Raw genomic sequence first — 24,654 nt, forward strand, 5'->3', positions numbered from 1 at the left:
TGATCATGCCTTCAATCCTGCGTGTAGATCCTGCAAGCGACGCACGGTCTTTTCCGGACCGAATTTCAGCGCTTCGCAGATCGCTTCGCCCGCAGCAATAGTGGTGGTGCAGTAGATCTTGTGCTGCAGGGCATTGCGACGAATGGAGTACGAATCAGCGATCGACTGACGACCTTCGGTGGTGTTGATGATCAGCGTGACTTCGTCATTCTTGATCATGTCGACCACATGCGGACGCCCCTCGGTCACCTTGTTCACGCGGCGCACTTTCAGGCCTGCGGCTTCGATCAGCTTGGCAGTGCCGGCAGTGGCAACCACTTCGAAGCCCAAGTTGATCAGATCACGGGCCACGCCTGCAACCAGTGGCTTGTCGTCGTCGCGTACGCTGATGAACGCGGTACCGCCGGTCGGCAGCACTTCGCTGGCACCCATCTGGGCCTTGGCGAAAGCCTCACCGAAGGTGTCGCCGACACCCATCACTTCACCGGTCGACTTCATCTCTGGGCCGAGGATCGGGTCAACGCCAGGGAATTTGGCGAACGGGAACACCGCCTCTTTCACGCTGTAGAAGTTCGGGATGATTTCCTTGGTGAAGCCGATTTCCTTCAGCGTCTTACCGGCCATCACACGAGCAGCGATCATCGCCAGGGAAACACCGATGCACTTGGACACGAACGGTACGGTACGCGAAGCGCGCGGGTTGACTTCGATGACGTAGATGTCTTCGCCCTGCAAGGCCAGCTGCACGTTCATCAGGCCGACAACGCCCAGTTCCAGGGCCATTTTCTTGACCTGTTCGCGCATTTCGTCCTGGATGTGCGCCGGCAGCGAGTACGGCGGCAGCGAGCACGCGGAGTCACCGGAGTGAACGCCCGCCTGTTCGATGTGCTGCATGATCGCGCCGATCACCACGTCTTTGCCGTCGCAGACCGCATCCACGTCCATCTCGATGGCGCAGTTGAGGAAGTGGTCGAGCAGCACCGGGCTGTCGTTCGACACTTGCACCGCGTCACGCAGGTAGCGCTTGAGCTCGTCTTCTTTGTAAACGATTTCCATCGCACGGCCGCCCAGTACGTAGGACGGACGCACGACCAGCGGATAACCGATCTTCGCGGCAGCACGGACGGCTTCGTCTTCGCTACGCACGGTGGCGTTCGGCGGCTGACGCAGGTTCAGACGCTCGACCATTTGCTGGAAGCGCTCGCGGTCTTCGGCGCGGTCGATGGCGTCAGGGCTGGTGCCAATGATCGGCACGCCAGCGGCTTCCAGGGCGCGAGCCAGTTTCAACGGGGTCTGGCCGCCGTACTGGACGATCACGCCTTTCGGCTTCTCGACGCGGCAGATTTCCAGCACGTCTTCCAAGGTAACTGGTTCGAAGTACAGACGGTCGGAGGTGTCGTAGTCGGTGGAAACGGTTTCCGGGTTGCAGTTGACCATGATGGTTTCGTAGCCGTCTTCGCGCAGGGCGAGAGCGGCGTGAACACAGCAGTAGTCGAACTCGATGCCCTGGCCGATACGGTTCGGACCACCACCCAGAATCATGATCTTGTCGCGGCCCGACGGCGCGGCTTCGCACTCTTCCTCGTACGTCGAGTAGAGGTAAGCGGTGTCGGTGGCGAACTCGGCGGCGCAGGTGTCAACGCGCTTGTAGACCGGGAACACTTCGAGCTTCTGACGGTGCGTGCGCAGGTTCTTCTCGGTCACGCCCAGCAGCTTGGCCAGACGCTGATCGGAGAAGCCTTTGCGCTTGAGCTTGAACATCAGGTCGCGGTCGATCGAAGACAGACCGAGGGTCTTGACCTTCTCTTCGTCCTTGATCAGATCTTCGATCTGCACCAGGAACCATGGGTCGATCATGTTCATGCCGAAGATGTCTTCGACCGACAGACCGGCGCGGAACGCGTCAGCCACGTACCAGATACGCTCGGCGCCCGGCACGGTCAGCTCGCGCTTGAGCACGCTCATGCTTTCCGGGTTGCTCAGGTCGAGTTTCTCGTCCAGACCGCAAACGCCGACCTCGAGACCGCGCAGGGCTTTCTGCAGGGATTCCTGGAACGTCCGGCCGATGGCCATGACTTCACCCACCGACTTCATCTGAGTGGTCAGACGCGCGTCAGCCTTGGCGAATTTCTCGAAGGCGAAGCGTGGCAGCTTGGTCACGACGTAGTCGATCGACGGCTCGAAGGACGCCGGGGTCTTGCCGCCGGTGATGTCGTTCGACAGTTCGTCGAGGGTGTAACCCACAGCCAGCTTGGCCGCGACCTTGGCGATCGGGAAACCGGTGGCTTTCGAAGCCAGTGCCGAGGAACGCGAAACACGCGGGTTCATTTCGATCACGACCATTCGGCCAGTGTTCGGGCAGATACCGAACTGCACGTTGGAACCGCCAGTCTCGACGCCAATCTCGCGCAGTACCGCCAGCGAGGCGTTACGCAGGATCTGGTATTCCTTGTCGGTCAGGGTCTGTGCCGGCGCAACAGTGATCGAGTCACCGGTGTGTACGCCCATCGGGTCGAAGTTTTCGATCGAGCAGACGATGATGCAGTTGTCCTTTTTGTCGCGGACAACTTCCATTTCATATTCTTTCCAGCCGATCAGCGATTCGTCGATCAGCAGCTCTTTGGTCGGCGACAGGTCCAGACCACGGGCGCAGATTTCTTCGAACTCTTCACGGTTGTAAGCGATACCGCCACCGGTGCCGCCCATGGTGAAGGACGGACGGATGATGCACGGGAAGCCCAGCGTCTCGAGGACGGCGTTGGCTTCTTCCATGCTGTGCGCGATGCCGGAACGCGGGCACGCCAGGCCGATGGACTTCATCGCCTTGTCGAAACGCGAACGGTCTTCAGCCTTGTCGATGGTGTCGGCGTTGGCGCCGATCATTTCCACGCCGAACTTCTCCAGAACGCCTTCGCGCTCCAGGTCCAGGGCGCAGTTCAGAGCGGTCTGGCCGCCCATGGTTGGCAGTACGGCGTCCGGACGCTCTTTCTCGATGATCTTGGCAACGGTCTGCCACTTGATCGGCTCGATGTAGGTGGCGTCGGCCATGTCCGGGTCGGTCATGATGGTCGCCGGGTTGGAGTTCACCAGGATGACGCGGTAACCCTCTTCGCGCAGGGCTTTGCAGGCCTGGGCGCCGGAGTAGTCGAATTCGCAGGCCTGGCCGATAACGATCGGGCCAGCGCCGAGAATCAGGATGCTTTTAATGTCTGTACGTTTTGGCATGGGTTGTCACTCAAATCCGCAGGTCAGTCGGCAAGCCGTCTTGATCGATTTCTGAAGTCTCGAAGGGGCCACCGGTGCCGGGGCCGCCCTCGAGGGCTTCTCTCTACAGTCTCAAGGCGAACGCTTAGCGTCGCTTGGCCATCTCGTTGATGAAGCGGTCGAACAGTGGCGCGACGTCGTTCGGGCCCGGGCTCGCTTCAGGGTGGCCCTGGAAGCTGAACGCGCTCTTGTCGGTGCGCTCGATGCCTTGCAGGGTGCCGTCGAACAGCGATTTGTGGATCGCGCGAACGTTGCCCGGCAGGGTGGCTTCGTCGACCGCAAAACCGTGGTTCTGGCTGGTGATCATCACAACGCCGGTGTCCAGATCCTGCACCGGGTGGTTGGCACCGTGGTGGCCGTGGCCCATTTTCACGGTCTTGGCGCCGGAGGCCAGAGCCAGCAGCTGGTGACCGAGGCAGATGCCGAAGACCGGAATTTCAGTTTCCAGCACGTCCTTGATCGCCTGGATCGCGTAGTCGCATGGCTCCGGGTCACCCGGGCCGTTGGACAGAAACACGCCGTCCGGCTTCAGCGCCAGGACATCGGCAGCCGGGGTCTGGGCAGGCACCACGGTGACGCGGCAGCCGCGCTCGACCAGCATGCGCAGGATGTTGACCTTGACGCCGTAGTCGAAGGCCACCACGTGATACGGCAGCTCGGAAGCGTCGATGGTCGCGTGGCTGTCGGTTTTCAAATCCCAGACCGTCGAGCGCCATTCGTATTGGGTCTTGGTGCTGACGACTTTCGCCAGATCCATGCCTTTCAGGCCCGGGAAGCCTTGCGCAGCGGCGATGGCGGCTTCTTCGGAGATGTTGTCACCGGCCATGATGCAGCCGTTCTGCGCGCCCTTTTCACGCAGGATGCGGGTCAGACGACGGGTGTCGATACCGGCGATCGCCACGACGCTGTTGGCTTTCAGGTAATCGGACAGCGACATCGTGTTACGCCAGTTGCTCGCTACCAGCGGCAGGTCACGGATGACCAGGCCAGCGGACCATACGCGGTCGGACTCGGCGTCTTCCGGCGTGGTGCCGGTGTTGCCGATGTGCGGGTAAGTCAGGGTAACGATCTGTTGGGCGTAGGAAGGATCGGTAAGGATTTCCTGATAGCCGGTCATTGCGGTGTTGAACACCACCTCACCAACGGTCTGACCGTCGGCTCCAATGGCTTCGCCGCGAAAAATGCTGCCATCAGCAAGGGCAAGTATGGCTGGCTTAGTCAAGAAGACCCTCCGTAAATAACGCATGAAAGGGCGATCGCAGGTTGTAAAAAAGCGGAGTGACGTATGGACACGTCACCCCGCTTCTTCACTGAATTATTCTGCGCGCTTTTAGTGGACACACTAAAGCTGTAGCTTACAGAAAAAGGCTTTTTTGGTCCACCGCTAAAGAGCCCTAAAGGCCGGAGAATGCGACAGGTCGTCGCCAAGCGGAGAAAAACCGGTGCAAACAGGGCGTTTGCACCGGGTTCAGCACTGCATCAACGCAGCTCGAGCACGTCCTGCATGTCGTAAAGACCCGGCTCACGACCATCCAGCCACAGCGCCGCACGCACCGCACCCTTGGCGAAGGTCATACGGCTCGACGCCTTGTGCGTGATTTCCAGGCGCTCGCCCTCGCAGGCGAACAGCACGGTGTGATCACCCACCACATCACCACCGCGCACAGTGGCGAAACCGATGGTTTCACGCTCACGGGCGCCGGTGTGACCTTCGCGACCGTAGACCGCAACTTTCTGCAGATCACGATCCAGCGCGCTGGCGATGACTTCGCCCATGCGCAGTGCGGTGCCCGACGGCGCATCGATCTTGTGCCGGTGATGCGCTTCGATGATTTCGATGTCCGCTTCATCGCCCAGGACACGCGCCGCCATGTCGAGCAGCTTCAGCGACAGATTGACGCCGACGCTGAAGTTGGCCGCGAAGACGATCGGAATGTCCTTGCCCGCCTCGACCAGCAACTGCTTCTGCGCTGCATCCAGCCCGGTGGTGCCGATGACCATGGCTTTGCCAGCCTTGCGGCAGAACGCCAGATTTTTCAGCATCACTTCCGGCAGCGTGAAATCGATCAGTACATCGAACTCTTCCGCCACGGCCTCGATATGCCCGGACAACGGCACACCGATACGCCCCAGCGAAGCCAGCTCACCGGCGTCGACACCGATCAGCGTACTGCCGGGACGCACCACCGCGGCCGTCAGACCAGTCAGCGGCGCGCGCTGCTGCACGGCTTCGACCAGAATCTTGCCCATGCGCCCAGCAGCGCCCATCACAGCTATACGTCGCATGCCGACTCCTTACAGATCGCCGAAAAAGCGCTTCACACCGTCGAACCAACCGGTGGTTTTCGGCGAATGGCTGTTGTCGTCGGCCAGCGAGCTGCGGAATTCTTCCAGCAGTTCACGCTGACGACGATTCAGGTTGACCGGCGTCTCGACCGCAACGCGGCACATCAGGTCGCCTGCACCACCGCCACGCACCGGCGCCACACCTTTGCCACGCACGCGGAACTGCTTGCCGGTCTGGGTGCCTTCAGGGATTTTCAGTTTGACCCGACCGTCGAGGGTCGGAATCTCCAGCTCGCCGCCCAGCGCTGCGTCGACGAAGCTGATCGGCACTTCGCAGAACAGGTGCTTGCCGTCACGCTGGAAGATGTCGTGTTCGCGGACATTGATGACCACGTACAGATCGCCCGTCGGACCACCCTGCGTCCCCGCCTCGCCTTCGCCGGACAGCCGAATGCGGTCGCCGGTGTCGACGCCGGCCGGCACTTTGACCGACAGGGTTTTGTACTCTTCAACGCGACCGTCACCGTGGCACGAATCGCACGGGTCGGAAATGATCTTGCCCTGGCCATGGCAGCGCGGGCAGGTCTGCTGGACCGAGAAGAAGCCTTGCTGCATGCGTACCTGACCGATACCACCGCAGGTCGGGCAGGTCGACGGCGACGAGCCTTTCTTCGCCCCCGAGCCATCGCACGGTTTGCAGTTGACCAGTGTCGGCACTCGGATATTCACCGAGGTACCGCGCACCGCTTCTTCCAGATTCAGCTCCAGGGTGTAGCGCAAGTCGCTGCCACGCTGAGCGCCGCCACGGGAACCGCCGCGACCGCCGCCGAAAAAGTCGCTGAAGACATCGCCGAAAATATCGGAGAAGTTCTGCCCGCCGAAACCGGCACCGCCGCCACCCATGCTTGGGTCGACGCCGGCATGACCGTACTGGTCGTAGGCCGCGCGCTTGCTGGCGTCGGACAACACTTCATAAGCCTCGTTGGCTTCTTTGAACGCCTCTTCCGAAGCCTTGTCGCCCGGATTACGGTCAGGGTGGTGCTTCATTGCCAGGCGGCGATAGGCCTTCTTCAGGTCCGCTTCGCTCGTGCTTCGCTCGACACCCAATACTTCGTAATAGTCACGCTTTGCCATAAGTTCTTTGCACTCTTAAGGACGTTCGGCAAACCCCTCCTGAGCCTCGCCAAACTCGTTGAGCCCCCATGAAGGCCCGGACCCAACTCACGTCAATTCAACGATCCTGGTCTTGATTCATTCGGTATTTGCAGCATGAAAAGCAGGAGCATCTTCAGCCATACCGACAGCATCCGAGCGTTGTCGCATGCTGTAAAAATTCGCGTATTCCAGATACGCCAACGCGGGAGGCAAGCTCCCGCGCGGCGACATCCTACCAGTCACCGCCGCAAGGCAGTCAACCGGACGACCAACAACTTACTTTTGGTCTTTTACTTCTTCGAACTCTGCATCCACAACATCATCAGCCTTCTCGGCCGACTCGCCTTGCGGGGCTGCGCCATCAGCTGGCTGAGCCTGTTCGGCGTACATCTTCTGCGCAACCGGGGCGGAGACTTTCGACAGCTCTTCAACCTTGGCTTCGATGGCAGCCTTGTCGTCGCCTTTAACAGCGGCTTCGAGGGCAACTACGGCAGCTTCGATTGCAGTCTTCTCTTCGGCAGTCACCTTGTCACCGGCGTCAGCGACCATCTTGCGAGTCGAGTGAACCAGTGCGTCGCCCTGGTTACGGGCAGCGGCCAGTTCTTCGAACTTGCGGTCTTCCTCGGCATTCGCCTCGGCGTCACGCACCATGCGCTCGATTTCTTCATCGGACAGACCGGAGTTGGCCTTGATCACGATCGACTGAGTCTTGCCGGTGGCCTTGTCTTTCGCACCTACGTGCAGGATGCCGTTGGCATCGATGTCGAAGGTCACTTCGATCTGCGGCACGCCACGTGGAGCAGGCGGAATGTCGGCCAGGTCGAACTTGCCCAGCGACTTGTTCTGTGCGGCTTGCTTGCGCTCACCCTGCAGAACGTGAATGGTCACAGCGCCCTGGTTGTCATCGGCAGTCGAGAACACTTGCGATTTCTTGGTAGGAATCGTGGTGTTTTTCTCGATCAGCGCGGTCATCACGCCACCCATGGTTTCGATACCCAGGGTCAGCGGGCTGACGTCGAGCAGCAGAACGTCTTTCACATCACCGGCCAGAACGGCACCCTGGATTGCAGCACCCATGGCAACAGCTTCGTCCGGGTTGACGTCTTTGCGAGCTTCTTTACCGAAGAAATCGGTTACCAGCTTCTGCACCAGCGGCATACGGGTCTGACCACCGACCAGAATCACGTCGTTGATCGCGCCAACGTCGATACCGGCGTCTTTCATGGCGATACGGCAAGGTTCGATGGTGCGCTGAACCAGGTCTTCAACCAGTGCTTCGAGCTTGGCACGCGAAATCTTCACGTTCAGGTGCTTAGGACCGGTGGCATCTGCAGTGATGTACGGCAGGTTGACGTCGGTCGACTGAGCGGACGACAGCTCGATCTTGGCTTTCTCAGCGGCTTCTTTCAGGCGCTGCATGGCCAGCGGGTCACCCTTGAGGTTCATGCCGCTTTCTTTCTTGAATTCGTCGACGAGGTAGTCGATCAGACGAATGTCGAAGTCTTCACCGCCCAGGAACGTGTCACCGTTGGTGGCCAACACTTCGAACTGGTGCTCGCCATCAACTTCAGCGATCTCGATCACGGATACGTCGAAAGTACCGCCACCCAGGTCATAAACGATCACGGTGTGATCGCCCTTGGCCTTGTCCATACCGTAAGCCAGAGCAGCTGCGGTTGGTTCGTTGATGATACGTTTTACGTCCAGACCGGCGATGCGGCCGGCGTCTTTGGTCGCCTGACGCTGACTGTCGTTGAAGTACGCCGGAACGGTGATCACCGCTTCGGTCACTGCTTCGCCGAGGTAGTCTTCGGCAGTCTTCTTCATCTTTTTCAGAATTTCAGCCGAGATTTGTGGCGGCGCCATTTTCTGGCCGTTCACTTCAACCCAGGCGTCATTGTTGTCAGCCTTGACGATCTTGTACGGGACCATCTGGATGTCTTTCTGCACAACTTCTTCGTCGAAACGACGACCGATCAGACGCTTTACCGCGTACAGAGTGTTGTGCGGGTTGGTCACTGCCTGACGCTTGGCCGACTGACCTACCAGAATTTCGCCATCGTTGGCGTAAGCGATGATGGACGGCGTGGTGCGCGCGCCTTCAGCATTTTCAATAACTTTGGCCTTGCCGTTTTCCAGCACGGAGACGCAGGAGTTGGTAGTCCCCAGGTCGATACCGATAATTTTGCCCATGTTCACTCTCCCGAAACTTTGGATTTTTTTGCCGCAACAGTGGTGGCTGACTGCGGTAATACTTAAACGCTTGACTTCTAAATGGGGGCCTTGCGGCTAATTTCAAGCCTGCTCGTCAATAGAAGGCGAAACTGGCGCAGGCGCCTTGCTGACCACAACCATGGCCGGGCGCAACAGGCGACCGTTGAGCTGGTAGCCTTTCTGGAACACCTTCAGCACGCTGTTCGGCTCGACGTCAGCGCTTTCCTGCATGGCCATGGCCTGATGCTGAACGGCGTTGAACGGTTCGCCATGCGGGTCGATCGCTTCCAGCTGATAACGCTTGAGGGTGTCGTGAAACATTTTCAGCGTCAGCTCGATGCCTTCGCGCATCGGGCGGATGCTTTCGTCGTCCGGGCTCGACAGCTCGAGGCCGCGCTCCAGACTGTCAACGATAGGCAGCAGGTCGCCGGCAAATTTTTCCAGGGCAAACTTGTGCGCCTTCTCGACGTCCTGTTCGGCACGGCGACGGACGTTCTGCAGATCGGCAGCTACACGCAGAGACTGATCCTGCGCGGCGGCCAATTGCTCTTCGAGCACTTGTACACGGGTCGCCAGGTCGTCACCCGAACCTTCGGGCGCCTGATTGGCTTCTGGGTTTTGCGGATCAACTGTCGATTCGTCAGCCATAGAATTCTCCTTTCAATTACGTCCGCGAGCCTGACTCGCGCTTCTGCCCCGATATATGGGGCCGCAAAATCAGGCTTCAAGGGCTGGATTCGATTGCCCCTACAAAAAAGTGCTGATCAGTCATTCTCGAATGCGCTAAGAAAGTTTTTTGACCAAGCGAATCGAGCTAAGCAGGGGCATTGTCAGCCCCGAACAAAACACTGTATAAATAACCAGACCTCAAGCCTGGGAGCGGCCTTTATGCTGGTGCACCTGTCCGTACATAACTACGCCATCGTTGAACATCTCGATCTTGAACTCGATCGCGGGATGAGCGTGATCACAGGGGAAACCGGCGCCGGCAAGTCGATCATGCTCGACGCGCTGGGCCTGACCCTAGGCGATCGCGCCGACAGCGGCGTGGTTCGCCCGGGCGCCGACAAGGCCGATATCCTGGCGACGTTCGATCTGGCCGACATCCCGGAAGCCAGCGCCTGGCTGGCCGAGCGCGATCTGGACATCGACGGCCCATGCATACTGCGTCGGGTCATCACCTGCGAAGGTCGCTCGCGAGGCTATATCAACGGCACGCCCTGCCCGCTGGGTGATCTCAAGTCGCTAGGCGAATTGCTGATCGATATCCACAGCCAGCATGAACACCAGTCGCTGCTGAAAACCGATACCCACCGGCGCTTGCTGGATGAGTACGCTGGCGCCACCGATCTCGCCCGCCAGGTGCAGCTTGCCGCCCAGCGCTGGCGCCAGACTCGTCAGGAGCTGGAGCGTCTGTCCAATTCCGGCGATGAACAACGCGCCCGGCATCAGTTGCTCAGCTATCAACTCGAAGAGCTGGAAAACCTCGGCCTCGGCGAGAACGAACTGGAGCAACTGGAACAGGAACACAAGAACCTGACCAACGCCGAAACCTTGCTGGGCATCTGCCGCCAGGTGGTCGAACAGTGCAGCGAAAGCGATTCGGGTAATGTGCTGAACGCGCTGACCGCCAGCCTCAACCGCCTGTCGAGCGTCAATCATTCCGCCGGCGCGCTGGGCGAAGCCAGCAGCCTGCTGACCAGTGCACAGATCCAGGTCGAAGAAGCCGTCGGCGAGCTCAACCGCTTTCTCGACAATTTCGATGCCGATCCGGCGCGCCTGCAATATCTGGAAGAACGTCTCGACGCCATCTACACATTGGCGCGCAAGCACCGCATCCAGCCGACTGAAGTCGGAGAAATGCAGCAGAAACTGCTGGATGAAATCGAAACGCTCAACGCCAATGACGAATCCATCGAGCGCCTGGGTGAAGAGCTGGCCTCCTATGCCCGTCATTATCAGGAGAAGGCGCGCGAGCTGAGCGATCTGCGCCATCAGGCCGCCGGCAGTCTCGCCAGCGCGGTGGAACAGGAAATCCAGCGCCTGGGCATGCCCGGCGGTCGATTCACCATCGAATTGAAAGCCAACAGTGGCGACGAACTGCAACCCAACGGGCTGGAGCAGGTTGAATTGCTGGTCAGCGCCAACCCGGGCCAACCGTTGAAAGCCTTGGCGAAAGTCGCCTCTGGTGGCGAGCTTTCACGGATCAGCCTGGCGATTCAGGTGATCACGGCACAGACGTCCCGCGTGCCGACGCTGGTGTTCGACGAAGTAGACGTCGGTATTGGCGGGCCAACGGCAGAGATTGTCGGCCAATTGTTGCGGCGTCTCGGCGAGCGCGGCCAGGTGCTGACCGTGACGCACTTGCCGCAGGTGGCCGCACAGGGTCATCAGCATCTGTTCGTGCACAAGGTGCGCGATGAAAAGGCCACTCACACCGCGGTGGCGAAGCTGAGCAAGAACGAACGTATCGAAGAAGTCGCACGCATGCTCGGCGGCATCGATCTGACCAAGGAATCCCTGGCCCATGCGAAAAAAATGGTGGTGACGGCCAAGGCCTGACCGGTAGCAGAAAGCACGAAGGCGACCCTTGGGTCGCCTTCGTTCGTTTCGCGAACGTGAAATTCGCGCGACATGCTTACTTTTTCTTGCGTACGTACAGCACCAGGTTGTGATCAACCATCTCGAAGCCATGCTTCTCGACGATCGATTTCTGAAGTTTTTCGATTTCTTCGTCGAAGAACTCGATGACTTCACCCGATTCCACGTTGACCATATGGTCGTGGTGGCCACCGTCAGCCAGTTCGAAGACCGCGTGGCCGCCGTCGAAGTTGTGGCGGACCACGAGGCCGGCCGCTTCGAACTGGGTCAGAACACGGTAAACCGTGGCCAGACCGACGTCCTCGCCAGCTTCCATCAACGCCTTGTAGACGTCCTCGGCACTCATGTGGCGCTGCTCGGTGGAGTCGAGCATTTGCAGGATCTTGACCCGTGGCAGGGTCACTTTGAGGCCGGCTTTGCGTAGTTCGCTATTTTCAACCATGGTCAGCTTTCTCGCGATGCTGCTTCGCAGCTTCTCTTAATGCGGGTATGATCGGCGTTTACGTTGTCCCAGCCAAGATAGTGGAAGTCGCCCACCGATGCAAAACACCAAGCTCTTGCTAACCAGTTTCACCTTTGTGGGACTGCTCGCACTCGCCGGTTGTTCATTCCCCGGGGTTTACAAAATCGACATCCAGCAGGGCAATGTCGTCACGCAGGACATGATAGACCAGTTACGCCCGGGAATGACCCGGCCGCAAGTACGGTTTATCATGGGCAACCCTCTGCTTGCCGACACGTTCCATGCCGATCGCTGGGATTATCTGTACAGCCTGCAACCGGGTGGCGGTGAACGCCAACAGGAACGCGTCAGCGTTATTTTCAACTCAAACGACCAGCTTGTCAGCTTGTCCGGTGACTTCATGCCGGGTGTGAGCCGTGACGAAGCCATTCTCGGCAAGGACAGTGGCACCACCGTCACCGCGCCTGCTGAAAACGTCGAGAAGCCAGAAGCTGAAAAACCAGCCAAGCCAGGCTCCTTGCTGGACCAGATCCAGAAAGACGTCGATGGCGTAGAAACCGTTCCGGTGCCAACGCCAGAACCGCTGGACACCTCGCCGCAATAATTTTGCGAGGCAATAAAAAACCCGGACATGCCGGGTTTTTTATTGCCTGCGTTTTGTTCGCCTCAAAGATTTCGGGCCTTGGCCTCTGCCGCTTTAGCTGCCCGCAAACGTCGCACTTCCTTGGGATCGGCAAGCAACGGCCGGTAGATCTCAATGCGATCGCCCGCCTGAATCACACGCGTGTCCGCGACCGCTTTACCGAAGATACCCAACGGGCACTCATCCAGCTTGAGCTCAGGAAAGTCAGCAGCGATTCCCGACGCTTGAACCGCCGCACGAACCGTCATGCCCTCCGGCACATTGACCGAACGCAGCACCTGGCGATCGACTGCGGCATACACCACTTCAATCTCAAGCACCGGGCTGACCATGCATCTGTTTGGCGCGCTGGCAGAACGCGTCCACCAGCTGATTGGCCGCCTGATTGAACAGCGGCCCCAACGTGGCACGCACCAGCGGCCCGGCATAATCGAACGAAAGGTCGAGGCTGATCTTGCAGGCTTTTTCGTTCAACGCTTTGAACACCCAGACGCCGTGCAGCTGATTGAAAGGCCCTTCTTCCAGGTTCATCTCGATCGACTGCCCTGGCACCAAGGTATTGCGCGTCACGAAATGCTGGCTGAGGCCGCCCTTGGCCACGCCGACACTGGCGCGCATGTGGTCCGGCGAGCTTTCCAGCACCTCGGCAGCCGAACACCACGGCAGGAATTCCGGATACCGCGCCACGTCATTGACCAGGTCGTAGAGAAACTGCGCCGGGTAAGGCAGCAGCGCGGATCGTTGAATATGTGTCGTCATGTAAGCGTTACTTCCAGAGCTGAGCGGCAAATACTACAAGAATGCCGATAGGCGCCACGTAGCGCATCAAGAACAGGGACAGGGCAAACAGTGCCGGGTTGCGGATCGACAACTCGTCGCGCACCGCCTCACGCCCCATCACCCATCCGGCGAACAACACGAAACACAAGCCACCGACGGGCAACATGATCCGCGAGGTGAAGAAATCGATCACGCCGAAGAAATCCAGCCCGCTCTTCGCGCCCCATTGGTAGAGGCTGAACATTCCGCCTTCGTTCACGAAAAACTTGGCTTCCTTCCAGATATTGAAGGAAAACACCGTGCCCAATCCGACGAACCAGCAGGTAAAGGCCAGCCAGAACGTGACCCAGGCGCGACTGATTTTCGTGCGCTCGACCAGGTAGGCGACCATCGGCTCAAGCAGCGAAATCGCCGAACTCCACGCCGCCACCGCGACCAGCACAAAAAATACCACGCCCATCAATTGGCCGAAAACCACGTTACCAAAAGCGAATGGCAGGCTGACAAACATCAGCCCCGGCCCCTCACTCGGGTTCAGGCCGGCCGCAAACACAATCGGAAACAACGCCAGACCAGCGACCAGTGACACGAACGTATCGAGTAAGGCGACACCCACTACCGTACGGGACAACGAGGTGTTTTTCGGCATGTAGGCGCCGTAGATCATGATCGAGCCGACGCCGACGCTCAGCGAGAAGAACGCGTGCCCCATCGCCGGCAGCAAGCCATCAAGGACTTTTTCTGGATGGAAGTCGAACATGAAATGCACGCCTTCCATGAAATGCCCAGTGGTCATGCTGTAACCCAGCAACACCAGAATCATCACGAACAACAGCGGCATCATGATGCGCAAGCTGCGTTCCAGCCCGGCAACCACGCCTCTGGCAATAACGAACGCCGACAGCAGCATGAAAATCGTGTGCCAAAGTGTCAGGCGCCATGGATCGGCGATGACATTGCCGAAATATGCGCCGACCTGATCAGGTGTCGCGCCCTGGAAATCGCCGCGGCCCATGTCGACGATGTAATCCAGCGACCAGCCGCCGACCACACTATAAAAAGACAGGATCAGCAACGCCGTGATCATCCCGGCGAAGGCGCCCCACGACCACTTGGGCGAGTGCCCGGCTTCCAGTGCCAGCACCTTTAAAGCATTTGCCGGACTTTGCCGGGCGCGCCGGCCGATCAGGGTTTCGGCGAGCATCACCGGAACGCCGATCAGTGCGATGCAGGCCAGAAACATCAGCACAAAGGCGCCGCCGCCGTAGACCCCGACCATGTAGGGGAACTTCCAGATACTACCCAGTCCCACGGCCGAACCGGTCGCGGCGAGTATGAATACCCAGCGGCTAGCCCAACTGCCGTGGACAGAAACCTTGTCTGTCGACATCGTTTATCACGCCCAAGCGTTAGAAAAAGAGGCCGCATTGTCCGGGATTCACTCAACCTGCTCAAGCACGCAGCATCACCGTAGCCGACAGCCGAACAACTCCATATAATGCCGCCCCTATGGCTAAACAGAAGAAACACCCAACAGGGACCATCGCGCAAAATAAAAAGGCGCGACACGATTACTTCATCGAGCACAAGTTCGAGGCTGGTCTGGTCCTGGCCGGCTGGGAAGTAAAAAGTCTGCGGGCGAGCAAGCTACAGCTGGTCGACAGCTACGTGCTGCTCAAGGATGGCGAAGCGTGGTTGCTCGGCAGCCACATCACGCCGCTGATGACCGCAAGTACCCACGTCATCGCTGACCCGGTGCGCACGCGCAAACTGCTGCTCAACCGCCGCGAGCTGGACAAGCTCGCCGCCGCCGTGCAGCAAAAGGGTTACGCCTGCGTCTGCCTGTCCTGGTACTGGAGCAAGCACATGGTCAAGTGCGAGATCGCTCTGGGCAAGGGCAAGAAGGAATACGACAAGCGTGACACCGAGCGCGAACGCGATGCCGGTCGCGAATTGCAGCGCGCGGTGCGCAACAAGGGCAAGGAAGATTAATTTTCCACCCTGATCGCTCCCACGCCCTGCGTGGGAACGATCGTTTGCAGCACTAACTACATCCCCTTGCGCCGCTCCGCCCGCGCCATCCGCTGAACCTCCTGCCGGACCTCTTCCAGCACTTCCTGCACATACAGAATGTGGCGGCTGGACACTTCTCGCGCCTGCTCCGCGCGCCCCTCGATAATCGCCAGATACAATTCTCGATGCTGAGTGATCAGCATGTCGCGAGTCTCAGTACGCTGCTTGTACATGCCGCCGATGTTGGTCACGACGTTGCGCTTGAGCAGATCGAACAGCCCGCGAATGGTGTGCAGCAACACCGCGTTATGGCTGGCCTCGGCAATCGCCAGATGAAATTTCGCATCGGCGGCCCCCTCCTCCGCCCGACTCACTTCGTCGTGGCGCGAATAGCAGTCCTGCAGTTCTTCGAACGAGGCGGTCAGGCGCTCGCGATCCACATCGGTGGCGCGCAATGCGGCGTAATATGCGCACGATGCTTCCAGAGTGTGCCGAAATTCCAGCAGATCCCGCTGCGCCTCGGGGTTGCTTTCGAGCAGCTGCAACAGCGGATCGCTGAACGTCGACCCCAGGCTTTCGACCACATAGTTGCCGCCGCCCTGACGACTGACCAGCAAGCCCTTGGCGGCGAGTTTCTGGATCGCTTCGCGCAGCGACGGACGTGATACGCCAAATTGCTCGGCCAGCGTGCGTTCCGCCGGCAGCCGTTCGCCGGACTTCAGCGTGCCCTCGAGAATCATCCCCTCGAGCCGCTCGACAATGTCGTCAGACAAACGGCGCGAACGTATCTGATCAAACCCCATAACTCATTTCTCCACGATCCCGACCGCTCGCCGGGCTGTCTATTCTGGCCTATCGGCGCTCTACAGGCACCTGGCAGACGCCACTTGCCGAAAGCGCAGCAGATGCAATCTGCACCGCATGTTCGACAAAAGTTTTAGGGCGACAAATTGACACACCGATATCAAGGCTTTTACCCTAGCCAACAGCGATTGTAAATTGGTCTTACCAATTAACCAAGAACGCTGACAGTGCCTGACCAACAACAATTAGGGGCCACCCCACTATGCAAACCTGGCAACAGCTCTACAGCCCGCTCGGCAGTCTCGGCGTCTCCGCACTCGCGGCCGTCATTCCCATCGTGTTCTTCTTTCTCGCCCTGGCGGTGTTTCGCCTCAAGGGCCATGTCGCGGGCAGCATCACGCTGGCACTGTCGATTGCCGTGGCGATCTTTGCCTTCCAGATGCCGGTCGACATGGCGTTCGCCGCGGCCGGGTATGGCTTCGCCTATGGTCTCTGGCCGATTGCCTGGATCATTGTCGCGGCGGTGTTCCTCTACAAATTGACGGTCAAGAGTGGCCAGTTCGAAGTCATCCGCAGCTCGGTGCTGTCGATCACTGACGATCAGCGCCTGCAAGTGCTGCTGATCGGCTTCTGCTTCGGTGCATTCCTCGAAGGCGCCGCCGGTTTCGGCGCTCCCGTGGCGATCACCGCTGCGCTGTTAGTGGGCCTGGGTTTCAATCCGTTGTACGCCGCCGGCCTGTGCCTGATTGCCAACACGGCACCGGTAGCCTTCGGCGCCCTGGGGATTCCGATCATCGTCGCCGGTCAAGTCACCGGTATCGACGCCTTCAAGATCGGCGCCATGACCGGTCGCCAACTGCCGCTGCTGTCGCTGTTCGTGCCGTTCTGGCTGGTGTTCATGATGGACGGCCTGCGCGGCGTGCGCGAAACCTGGCCGGCCGCGCTGGTCGCAGGCTTGAGCTTCGCCATCACGCAGTACTTCACGTCGAACTTCATCGGCCCGGAACTGCCGGACATCACCTCGGCCTTGGCCAGCCTGATTTCCCTGACGCTGTTCCTGAAAATCTGGCAGCCAAAACGCGCCGCCGGGCAGCACATCGCCGGTGCTGTTTCCGCTTCGGTGGTCAGCGCCAGCGTCGGCGGTTTCGGCCAGAAGCGCACCACCGTGGCTTCGCCTTACAGCCTCGGGGAAATCATCAAGGCGTGGTCGCCGTTTCTGATTCTTACTGTGTTGGTGACGATCTGGACGCTGAAGCCTTTCAAAGCGATGTTCGCCGCAGGCGGCTCGATGTACAGCTGGGTGTTCAACTTCGCGATTCCGCACCTTGATCAACTGGTGATCAAGACTGCGCCGATCGTGGCCAACCCGACCGCCATTCCAGCGGTGTTCAAACTCGACCCGATTTCCGCCACCGGCACGGCGATTTTCTTCTCTGCGCTGATTTCGATGCTGGTCCTGAAGATCAACTTCAAAACTGGTCTGACCACTTTGAAAGAAACCTTTTACGAACTGCGCTGGCCGATTCTGTCGATCGGCATGGTGCTGGCGTTCGCCTTCGTCACCAACTACTCAGGCATGTCATCGACGATGGCCCTGGTACTGGCCGGCACTGGCGCCGCATTCCCGTTCTTTTCGCCGTTCCTCGGCTGGCTCGGCGTGTTCCTCACCGGTTCCGATACCTCATCCAACGCGCTGTTCAGTTCGCTGCAAGCGACCACCGCGCACCAGATCGGCGTCAACGACACCCTGCTGGTAGCCGCCAATACCAGCGGCGGCGTGACCGGCAAAATGATCTCGCCGCAATCGATCGCCGTGGCCTGCGCCGCGACCGGGCTGGTGGGCAAGGAATCGGATCTGTTCCGCTTCACCCTCAAGCACAGCCTATTCTTTGCAACGATCGTCGGTTTGATCACCTTGGCTCAGGCCTACTGGTTCACCGGCATGCTGGTGCATTAAGCCTACAAGCAACACAGCAATAACCGACGCCGGCCCGTGATCCGGCGTCAGCCATTCACCACCGGGTCTGTAAGGCTGCTGAAAGCAATGCACTTTATATTCAGCAGCCGCCGCAGACGGATAACCGGGACCACCCGGAGACACGCCTGATGAGCGAGCTTTTTTACAACGCTGTGCCAAACGCGACCCGCGTGGCGCCGCCACTGCCCGAACCTCGGCAATACCCCCGCGAAAAACCGTCGCGGGTCTACCTGTTCGGCACGTGTGTGGTTGACCTGTTCTACCCCGAAGCCGGGATGGACGCGATCCATCTGCTGGAGCGCGAAGGCATTCGGGTCGAGTATCCGCAAGGGCAGAGTTGCTGCGGGCAACCGGCCTACACCTCGGGCTACACCGAGCAGGCGCGGACCGTGGCGCGCTCGCAACTGGCGCTGTTTGCCGGCGATTATCCGGTGGTGGTGCCGTCAGGTTCCTGCGCCGGCATGCTGCGCGAGCATTACGCCGACTTGTTCAAGGACGAGCCGGAAACGCTGAAACAGGTTCAGGCCCTCGCGGCCCGCACTTATGAACTGGCCGAGTTCCTGCTGTTCGTCTGCAAGGTGCAGCTCAAGGACAGCGGCGAACCGGTGAAAGTCGCGCTGCACACCTCGTGTTCGGCACGCCGCGAAATGAACACCCACCTGCACGGCCGCGAGTTGTTGGCGCAGTTGAGCAATGTGGAGCGGGTCAACCACGACCACGAAAGCGAATGCTGTGGCTTCGGCGGAACATTCAGCGTCCGTATGCCAGACATTTCCGGGGCGATGGTGGCTGACAAGACCCGCGCGCTGAAGGAATCCGGCGCGCACCAGGTACTCAGTGCCGACTGTGGCTGCCTGATGAACATCAACGGCGCACTGGAGAAACAACGGGAAGCACTGCGCGGGCAACACCTGGCGAGCTTCCTGTGGCAACGAACCGGAGGTGCGCAATGAGCACCTCGACGATTATTCCTACGGTCGCCGTAGAAGAAGATTTCCGCACACGGGCGCACAACGCCTTGGGTGACCAGCAGTTAAGGAACAACTTCCGCACTGCCATGGACTCACTGATGACCAAGCGCGCCGCCGCTTTCAGTGATGCCCATGAACGAGAACATTTGCGCGCACTGGGCAATTCGATCAAGGCCCGCGCATTGTCCAAATTGCCCGACCTGCTCGAGCAACTGGAACAGAACCTGACCCGCAACGGTGTGACAGTGCACTGGGCGGAAACGGTGGACGAAGCCAATGGCATCGTCCTCTCGATCATCCGCGCTCACGAGGCGCGGCAAGTGATCAAGGGCAAATCGATGGTCAGCGAAGAGATGGAGATGAACCATTTCCTCGAGGCTCGGGACATTGAATGTCTGGAGTCCGACATGGGGGAATACATCGTCCAGCTCGACCACGAGAAGCCTTCACACATCATTATGCCGGCGATCCACAAGAATGCCGGTCAGGTCGCGTCCTTGTTCCACGACAAACTTGGCGTGGAGTACACCAAGGACGTTGACCAACTCATTCAGATCGGTCGCAAAGTCTTGCGGCAGAAATTCTTCGAAGCGGACATTGGCGTTTCCGGCGTCAACTTCGCCGTGGCCGAGACCGGCACCCTGCTGCTGGTGGAAAACGAAGGCAACGGGCGCATGACCACCAGCGTGCCGCCGGTGCACATCGCCGTCACCGGCATCGAAAAAGTCGTGGAAAACCTGCGCGACGTGGTGCCGTTGCTGTCCCTGCTGACCCGCTCGGCGCTGGGTATTCCGATCACCACCTACGTCAACATGATCTCCGGCCCGCGCAAGGAACACGAACTCGACGGCCCGCAGGAAGTGCATCTGGTGCTGCTCGACAACGGCCGCAGCCAGGCCTTCGCCGACAGTGAATTGCGCCAGACCCTCAACTGCATCCGCTGCGGCGCCTGCATGAACCATTGCCCGGTGTACACCCGCGTCGGCGGCCACACCTATGGCGAGGTCTACCCTGGGCCGATCGGCAAAATCATCACCCCGCACATGGTCGGCCTGGCGAAAGTCCCGGACCACCCGAGCGCGTCCTCGCTGTGCGGCGCCTGCGGTGAAGTGTGTCCGGTGAAAATTCCGATCCCGGCCATTCTGCGCCGCTTGCGCGAAGAGAACGTCAAAGCGCCGGACTCGCCGCATCAAGTGATGCGCGGCCAGGGCAGCAAGTATTCGCGCAAGGAGCGCTTCATCTGGAACGCCTGGGCGAAACTCAACAGCTCGCCGACGCTGTATCGCCTGTTCGGTTTCTTCGCCACCCGGCTGCGCGCGCTCACGCCGAAAAATGTCGGCCCGTGGACGCAAAACCACAGCGCACCGAAACCCGCCGCTCGCTCATTGCACGACATGGCCCGCGAGCATCTGGCCAAACAGGGAGATCGTTGATGAGCGCCAAACACAATATCCTCGGCAAACTGAGGAAAAGTCTGGCGGGCACCACGCCAATCGCCGACAACTTCGACGTCGATCTGGTGACGCAGCCTTACACCTACAGCGCCGAACAGCGCATCCCGCAATTGCGCAAATTGATGGAAGCGGTACACACCGAAATCCATCTGACCTCGGCCGAAGCATGGCCGGCGCTGCTCGCGCAATTGCTGCGCGATCGCCAGTTGTCGAGTCTGCTGATCGCACCGACGACACCGCACGGGCAACGCATCACACAACACTGGGCGAACAATCCCGGGCTGCCCGCGCTGAAATCCTACGACCGGCCGGTGGAAGAATGGAAAGCCGAGCTGTTCAACGACACCCCGGCCAGCCTTACCGGCACCCTCGGCGCCATCGCCGCGACCGGCAGCCTGATTATCTGGCCAACTCGCGAAGAGCCACGCTTGATGAGCCTGGTGCCGCCGGTGCATTTCGCCCTGCTCAAGGCCAGCGAAATTCGCGATAACTTCTACCAGGTGCAAGCGGAATTCGAATGGGTGCAAGGCATGCCGACCAACGCGCTGCTGGTCTCCGGGCCTTCGAAAACCGCCGATATTGAGCAGGTCCTGGCGTATGGCGCGCATGGCCCGAAAGATCTGGCCGTGCTGATTCTGGAGGACCAATGAGTCTACCCGCGACGTTCCTGCGCGATGCGCATCAATTGATCCCGGCCGAGCGCCGTTTCGACGATCCGCTGTCGACCCTGGCGTTCGGCACCGACGCCAGTTTCTATCGCTTGATCCCGCAACTGGTGATCCGCGTCGAATCCGAAGACGAAGTCGTGGCATTGCTGAAACTGGCCCAGCGCGATCACGTGCCGGTGACGTTCCGCGCCGCGGGTACCAGTCTGTCCGGTCAAGCGATCAGCGATTCGGTGTTGATCGTGCTTGGGGATAACTGGAACGCCCGCGAGATCCGTGGCCAAGGCACGCAGATTCGTCTGCAACCGGGCGTCATCGGCGCGCAGGCCAACGCCTGGCTGGCGCCGTTCGGACGCAAGATCGGCCCGGACCCGGCGTCGATCAACGCCTGTAAAATCGGCGGCATCGTCGCCAACAACGCCAGCGGCATGTGCTGCGGCACCGCGCAAAACACCTATCACACCCTGGCCGGGATTCGTCTGGTGCTGGCCGACGGCACGCGCCTCGACACCGAAGACGCAGCCAGCGTCGCAGCGTTCCGCTCAAGCCACGGCGAGTTGCTCGAGCGTTTGGCGACATTGGGCCGCGAGACCCGCGCCAATGCCGAACTGGCTGCGAGAATTCGCCACAAATATCGTCTGAAAAATACCACCGGCCTGTCGCTCAACGCCCTGGTGGATTTCGACGAGCCTGTGGATATCTTGAGCCATTTGCTGGTCGGCTCCGAAGGCACGCTCGGCTTTATCAGCGCGGTGACCTACGACACGGTGATCGACCACCCGAACAAAGCCTCGGCGCTGATCGTCTTCCCCGATGTGGAAACCTGCTGCAACGCAGTCACCGTGCTGAAAAGCCAACCGGTGTCCGCCGTCGAACTGCTCGACCGGCGCAGTCTGCGCTCGGTGCAAGACAAACCCGGGATGCCCACTTTCGTACAGCAGCTGTCGAACAATGCCTGCGCCTTGCTCATCGAATCCCGCGCCGCATCTTCCACGTTGCTGCAGGAACAACTGGCGCAGATCATGGCGTCGCTCAGCGGTTTTCCGGTGGAGAAGCAGGTCGATTTCACCGAAGACCCTGTGGAAAACGCCAAGCTGTGGGCGATCCGCAAGGACACCTTCCCCGCTGTCGGCGCCGTGCGTAAAACCGGCACCACGGTGATCATCGAAGACGTGACCTTTCCGGTCGAACAACTGGCCATCGGCGTCAATCGCCTGATCGAGCTGTTCGACAAACATGCCTACGACGAAGCGATCCTTTTCGGACACGCGCTGGAAGGCAATCTGCACTTCGTCTTCACCCAAGGCTTCAACAACCCGGAAGAAGTCGCACGCTATCAAGCGTTCATGGACGACGTCGCGCAATTGGTGGCGGTGGAATTCGGCGGCTCGCTGAAAGCCGAACACGGCACCGGGCGCAACATGGCGCCGTTCGTCGAACTGGAATGGGGCAGCGACGCCTATCAGTTGATGTGGCAGCTCAAGCGCCTGCTCGACCCCAACGGCATTCTCAACCCGGACGTGGTTCTCAGCGAAGACCCGCAAATCCACCTCAAACACCTGAAACCACTGCCCGCCGCCGATGAGATTGTGGATAAGTGCATCGAATGCGGTTTCTGCGAACCGGTCTGCCCATCGAAAGGCCTGACCCTGAGCCCGCGCCAGCGCATCGTCATCTGGCGCGATATTCAGGCGAAAAAACGCGCTGGCATCGACACCCGTGAACTGGAAGAAGCCTACGAGTACCAAGGCATCGAAACCTGCGCGGCGACCGGTCTGTGCGCGCAACGCTGTCCGGTCGGCATCAATACCGGCGAGCTGGTAAAAAAGCTCCGCGGCCGACACGCAACCCACCAGAAAACCGCCGACTGGATCGAAGGAAATTTCGCCAAGACCCTGCAAGGCGCGCGCTTCACCCTGCATGTCGCCAACGGCGCGCGGATGCTGCTCGGTGCACCGCGTCTGGCAAAGCTGTCGGCAACCCTGACCCGCTTGTCCAAAGGCCAGGTGCCGCTGTGGACCAACGCAATGCCGCAGCCAGAAAAAGCCATTCGCTTCAGCCCGAACGTCGCAGACGAGCGCCCGCGCGTGGTGTATCTGGCCGCGTGTGTATCACGGGTCATGGGCCCGGCGGCGGGCGACAAAGAGCAAATGTCGCTCTACGACAAAACCCGCGGCCTGCTAGAAAAGGCCGGTTACCAGGTGATGTTCCCGGACAACCTCGACAACCTCTGCTGCGGTCAGCCGTTCGCCTCCAAGGGCTACGCCGAACAGGCCGAACATAAGCGCCAGGAGCTGATCAGCGCATTGCTGCACGCCAGCCGCGGCGGGCTCGACCCGATCTATTGCGACACCAGCCCGTGTACGTTACGGCTGGTGCAGGATGTCGGCGAATCGCGACTGGATCTGTACGATCCGGTGCGTTTCATCCGTACTCATCTGGCCGATCGCCTGGACTTCACTCCGCAGGACGCACCGATTGCCGTGCACGTGACCTGCAGCACGCAGCATCTGGGCGAAAGCCAGGCGCTGATCGATCTGGCGCGCAAGTGCAGCAAAAACGTGGTGATCCCCGAAGGCATTCATTGCTGCGGATTTGCCGGCGACAAAGGCTTCACCACGCCAGAGCTCAACAGCCATTCGCTGCGCACGCTCAAGGACGCGGTGCAGTATTGCAGCGAAGGTATTTCCACCAGCCGCACGTGCGAAATCGGCCTGACGCAACATGGCGGGATTGACTATCACGGGTTGGTTTATCTGGTGGATCGGGTGACACAGGCGAAAGCCTGCCGAGGAAAAAAATCAGAACCCTTGAGCGAGGCGGTAGTCCACTGCACATGCCCCGGACCATTCGGGGCCTGTTCAACGGTCAGCGAAGTCTGAACCCTCAGTTCAAGGAGATACACATGAACCGCTCTGTGATGTTGGGTCTGTTTGTCACTGCCTCAATGATGGCGTCGGCTTCGTTCGCCGCTGAAAAACCTGCCGATTTGTGCGATGCCAATCTGCAGAGAATCGATAACGCCAAGGCGCAATATCAGACCTCCCCCGATCTGAACTCGCGCGTTTCGGCCAGCGTCAGCAAGGCCCGTGCATTGAAGGCGCAAGGCAAGATTGATGACTGTCTCGCTGAAACCCAGCAAACGTTGCTGGAGATTCAAAATGCTACGGGTGACACAAAAAAATGATTCCTGAGCCGACCTATGGCGGGTCGGCTGAATCGGCACTGCTCGGTTGAGCTGGCCTTTTAACATTCGTTGCAAATAAAACCGAATTCCTGCGCAGCGAAGCGGTCAACCCAACAGGTCCTATACTGACCTGGCTTGTCTTGACCTCGGCATCGCCGCCAGACCGTCCGGCAGCA

At 59.8% G+C, this 24,654-nt stretch carries 19 protein-coding genes and 1 pseudogene; 9 read left to right on the plus strand and 11 right to left on the minus strand.

The genetic code is table 11. The annotated features are described in order from the left end of the window. Positions 1-3 precede the first annotated feature (3 nt). The 6 genes from carB to grpE all read right to left on the minus strand — a co-directional run bounded on the left by carB (position 4) and on the right by grpE (position 9,567). On the minus strand, positions 4-3,225 hold the full coding sequence (carB, locus tag M0746_RS21730) for a carbamoyl-phosphate synthase large subunit (protein ID WP_039759558.1): 3,222 nt from the start codon (positions 3,223-3,225) through the stop codon (positions 4-6). Between the two features lie 124 nt (positions 3,226-3,349). Beyond that, positions 3,350-4,486, minus strand: a complete 1,137-nt coding sequence (carA, locus tag M0746_RS21735; RefSeq protein ID WP_258450539.1) for a glutamine-hydrolyzing carbamoyl-phosphate synthase small subunit — start codon at positions 4,484-4,486, stop codon at positions 3,350-3,352. A 257-nt stretch (positions 4,487-4,743) separates the two neighbouring features. Continuing rightward, entirely contained in the window at positions 4,744-5,550 is an 807-nt protein-coding gene (gene dapB, locus M0746_RS21740; RefSeq protein ID WP_090281703.1) for a 4-hydroxy-tetrahydrodipicolinate reductase, read from the minus strand. Positions 5,551-5,559: 9 nt separating this feature from the next. Beyond that, entirely contained in the window at positions 5,560-6,684 is a 1,125-nt protein-coding gene (gene dnaJ / locus M0746_RS21745) for a molecular chaperone DnaJ (RefSeq protein WP_258450540.1), read from the minus strand. Positions 6,685-6,981: 297 nt separating this feature from the next. Beyond that, positions 6,982-8,898, minus strand: coding sequence for a molecular chaperone DnaK (dnaK, locus tag M0746_RS21750; protein ID WP_090281701.1), 1,917 nt, complete (start codon positions 8,896-8,898; stop codon positions 6,982-6,984). Positions 8,899-9,000: 102 nt separating this feature from the next. Further along, positions 9,001-9,567 carry a nucleotide exchange factor GrpE gene (gene grpE, locus M0746_RS21755; protein ID WP_090281700.1) on the minus strand — a complete coding sequence of 189 codons (567 nt, stop codon included), beginning with the start codon at positions 9,565-9,567 and terminating at the stop codon, positions 9,001-9,003. A 240-nt stretch (positions 9,568-9,807) separates the two neighbouring features. On the opposite strand from grpE, the gene recN reads away from it, so the two are divergent. Continuing rightward, positions 9,808-11,481 carry a DNA repair protein RecN gene (gene recN / locus M0746_RS21760; protein WP_208938789.1) on the plus strand — a complete coding sequence of 558 codons (1,674 nt, stop codon included), beginning with the start codon at positions 9,808-9,810 and terminating at the stop codon, positions 11,479-11,481. Between the two features lie 76 nt (positions 11,482-11,557). On the opposite strand, the gene fur is transcribed toward recN, so the two are convergent. Continuing rightward, entirely contained in the window at positions 11,558-11,962 is a 405-nt protein-coding gene (gene fur, locus M0746_RS21765) for a ferric iron uptake transcriptional regulator (RefSeq protein ID WP_016771770.1), read from the minus strand. Positions 11,963-12,059: 97 nt separating this feature from the next. Here fur and M0746_RS21770 point away from each other — a divergent pair, with 97 nt between their 5' ends. Next, complete coding sequence (locus M0746_RS21770) at positions 12,060-12,587, plus strand: outer membrane protein assembly factor BamE (RefSeq protein WP_258450541.1); 528 nt, start codon at positions 12,060-12,062, stop codon at positions 12,585-12,587. A gap of 62 nt (positions 12,588-12,649) precedes the next feature. Here the strand turns inward: M0746_RS21770 and M0746_RS21775 are convergent, their stop codons facing one another. From M0746_RS21775 to M0746_RS21785, 3 genes are read right to left on the minus strand one after another with little or no spacing between them, the layout of a single operon-like run. After that, positions 12,650-12,958 (minus strand): RnfH family protein, encoded by a 309-nt coding sequence (locus tag M0746_RS21775; RefSeq protein WP_258450542.1) that lies wholly within the window; start codon positions 12,956-12,958, stop codon positions 12,650-12,652. Continuing rightward, positions 12,939-13,385 carry a type II toxin-antitoxin system RatA family toxin gene (locus M0746_RS21780; protein WP_258450543.1) on the minus strand — a complete coding sequence of 149 codons (447 nt, stop codon included), beginning with the start codon at positions 13,383-13,385 and terminating at the stop codon, positions 12,939-12,941. Before M0746_RS21780 ends, M0746_RS21775 begins: the two co-directional genes overlap by 20 nt. Before the next feature lie 7 nt (positions 13,386-13,392). Continuing rightward, complete coding sequence (locus M0746_RS21785; protein ID WP_258450544.1) at positions 13,393-14,796, minus strand: sodium-dependent transporter; 1,404 nt, start codon at positions 14,794-14,796, stop codon at positions 13,393-13,395. A 119-nt stretch (positions 14,797-14,915) separates the two neighbouring features. Here M0746_RS21785 and smpB point away from each other — a divergent pair, with 119 nt between their 5' ends. Beyond that, on the plus strand, positions 14,916-15,398 hold the full coding sequence (gene smpB / locus M0746_RS21790; RefSeq protein WP_007953781.1) for an SsrA-binding protein SmpB: 483 nt from the start codon (positions 14,916-14,918) through the stop codon (positions 15,396-15,398). Positions 15,399-15,454: 56 nt separating this feature from the next. Here smpB and M0746_RS21795 read toward each other — a convergent pair whose 3' ends face one another. Then, positions 15,455-16,222: an FCD domain-containing protein gene (locus tag M0746_RS21795; protein WP_258450545.1), complete on the minus strand. Its 768-nt coding sequence runs from the start codon at positions 16,220-16,222 to the stop codon at positions 15,455-15,457. 263 nt (positions 16,223-16,485) lie between these two features. On the opposite strand from M0746_RS21795, the gene M0746_RS21800 reads away from it, so the two are divergent. The 6 genes and pseudogenes from M0746_RS21800 to M0746_RS21825 all read left to right on the plus strand — a co-directional run bounded on the left by M0746_RS21800 (position 16,486) and on the right by M0746_RS21825 (position 24,478). After that, positions 16,486-18,180, plus strand: a complete 1,695-nt coding sequence (locus M0746_RS21800; RefSeq protein WP_258450546.1) for a lactate permease LctP family transporter — start codon at positions 16,486-16,488, stop codon at positions 18,178-18,180. Between the two features lie 149 nt (positions 18,181-18,329). After that, the gene (locus tag M0746_RS21805) at positions 18,330-19,154 is read left to right on the plus strand and encodes a (Fe-S)-binding protein (protein WP_258450547.1); all 825 of its coding nucleotides are present in this window, start codon (positions 18,330-18,332) and stop codon (positions 19,152-19,154) included. Beyond that, complete coding sequence (locus M0746_RS21810; RefSeq protein ID WP_258450548.1) at positions 19,151-20,605, plus strand: LutB/LldF family L-lactate oxidation iron-sulfur protein; 1,455 nt, start codon at positions 19,151-19,153, stop codon at positions 20,603-20,605. The genes M0746_RS21805 and M0746_RS21810 overlap by 4 nt, the downstream gene beginning before the upstream one ends. Then, positions 20,605-21,276 carry a LutC/YkgG family protein gene (locus tag M0746_RS21815; RefSeq protein ID WP_258450549.1) on the plus strand — a complete coding sequence of 224 codons (672 nt, stop codon included), beginning with the start codon at positions 20,605-20,607 and terminating at the stop codon, positions 21,274-21,276. The genes M0746_RS21810 and M0746_RS21815 overlap by 1 nt, the downstream gene beginning before the upstream one ends. Next, positions 21,273-24,074 (plus strand): annotated as a pseudogene (locus M0746_RS21820) (FAD-binding and (Fe-S)-binding domain-containing protein); the annotation flags it as partial. The gene M0746_RS21815 and the pseudogene M0746_RS21820, both read left to right, overlap by 4 nt. A 122-nt stretch (positions 24,075-24,196) precedes the next feature. Beyond that, positions 24,197-24,478, plus strand: coding sequence for a hypothetical protein (locus tag M0746_RS21825; RefSeq protein WP_258450550.1), 282 nt, complete (start codon positions 24,197-24,199; stop codon positions 24,476-24,478). Positions 24,479-24,654: the final 176 nt, after the last annotated feature.

The organism is Pseudomonas sp. S11P7, assembly GCF_023195435.1.
In the GTDB taxonomy this organism is placed as follows: Bacteria; Pseudomonadota; Gammaproteobacteria; order Pseudomonadales; family Pseudomonadaceae; genus Aquipseudomonas; species Aquipseudomonas fluorescens_G.

Excerpts from the sequence above, each read along its gene's own strand:
- carB (WP_039759558.1), bottom strand. The coding sequence starts at position 3,225 with ATGCCAAAACGTACAGACATTAAAAGCATCCTGATTCTCGGCGCTGGC.
- dapB (WP_090281703.1), bottom strand. The coding sequence starts at position 5,550 with ATGCGACGTATAGCTGTGATGGGCGCTGCTGGGCGCATGGGCAAGATT.
- dnaJ (WP_258450540.1), bottom strand. The coding sequence starts at position 6,684 with ATGGCAAAGCGTGACTATTACGAAGTATTGGGTGTCGAGCGAAGCACG.
- dnaK (WP_090281701.1), bottom strand. The coding sequence starts at position 8,898 with ATGGGCAAAATTATCGGTATCGACCTGGGGACTACCAACTCCTGCGTC.
- grpE (WP_090281700.1), bottom strand. The coding sequence starts at position 9,567 with ATGGCTGACGAATCGACAGTTGATCCGCAAAACCCAGAAGCCAATCAG.
- recN (WP_208938789.1), top strand. The coding sequence starts at position 9,808 with ATGCTGGTGCACCTGTCCGTACATAACTACGCCATCGTTGAACATCTC.
- fur (WP_016771770.1), bottom strand. The coding sequence starts at position 11,962 with ATGGTTGAAAATAGCGAACTACGCAAAGCCGGCCTCAAAGTGACCCTG.
- M0746_RS21770 (WP_258450541.1), top strand. The coding sequence starts at position 12,060 with ATGCAAAACACCAAGCTCTTGCTAACCAGTTTCACCTTTGTGGGACTG.
- M0746_RS21775 (WP_258450542.1), bottom strand. The coding sequence starts at position 12,958 with ATGGTCAGCCCGGTGCTTGAGATTGAAGTGGTGTATGCCGCAGTCGAT.
- M0746_RS21780 (WP_258450543.1), bottom strand. The coding sequence starts at position 13,385 with ATGACGACACATATTCAACGATCCGCGCTGCTGCCTTACCCGGCGCAG.
- M0746_RS21785 (WP_258450544.1), bottom strand. The coding sequence starts at position 14,796 with ATGTCGACAGACAAGGTTTCTGTCCACGGCAGTTGGGCTAGCCGCTGG.
- smpB (WP_007953781.1), top strand. The coding sequence starts at position 14,916 with ATGGCTAAACAGAAGAAACACCCAACAGGGACCATCGCGCAAAATAAA.
- M0746_RS21795 (WP_258450545.1), bottom strand. The coding sequence starts at position 16,222 with ATGGGGTTTGATCAGATACGTTCGCGCCGTTTGTCTGACGACATTGTC.
- M0746_RS21800 (WP_258450546.1), top strand. The coding sequence starts at position 16,486 with ATGCAAACCTGGCAACAGCTCTACAGCCCGCTCGGCAGTCTCGGCGTC.
- M0746_RS21805 (WP_258450547.1), top strand. The coding sequence starts at position 18,330 with ATGAGCGAGCTTTTTTACAACGCTGTGCCAAACGCGACCCGCGTGGCG.
- M0746_RS21810 (WP_258450548.1), top strand. The coding sequence starts at position 19,151 with ATGAGCACCTCGACGATTATTCCTACGGTCGCCGTAGAAGAAGATTTC.
- M0746_RS21815 (WP_258450549.1), top strand. The coding sequence starts at position 20,605 with ATGAGCGCCAAACACAATATCCTCGGCAAACTGAGGAAAAGTCTGGCG.
- M0746_RS21825 (WP_258450550.1), top strand. The coding sequence starts at position 24,197 with ATGAACCGCTCTGTGATGTTGGGTCTGTTTGTCACTGCCTCAATGATG.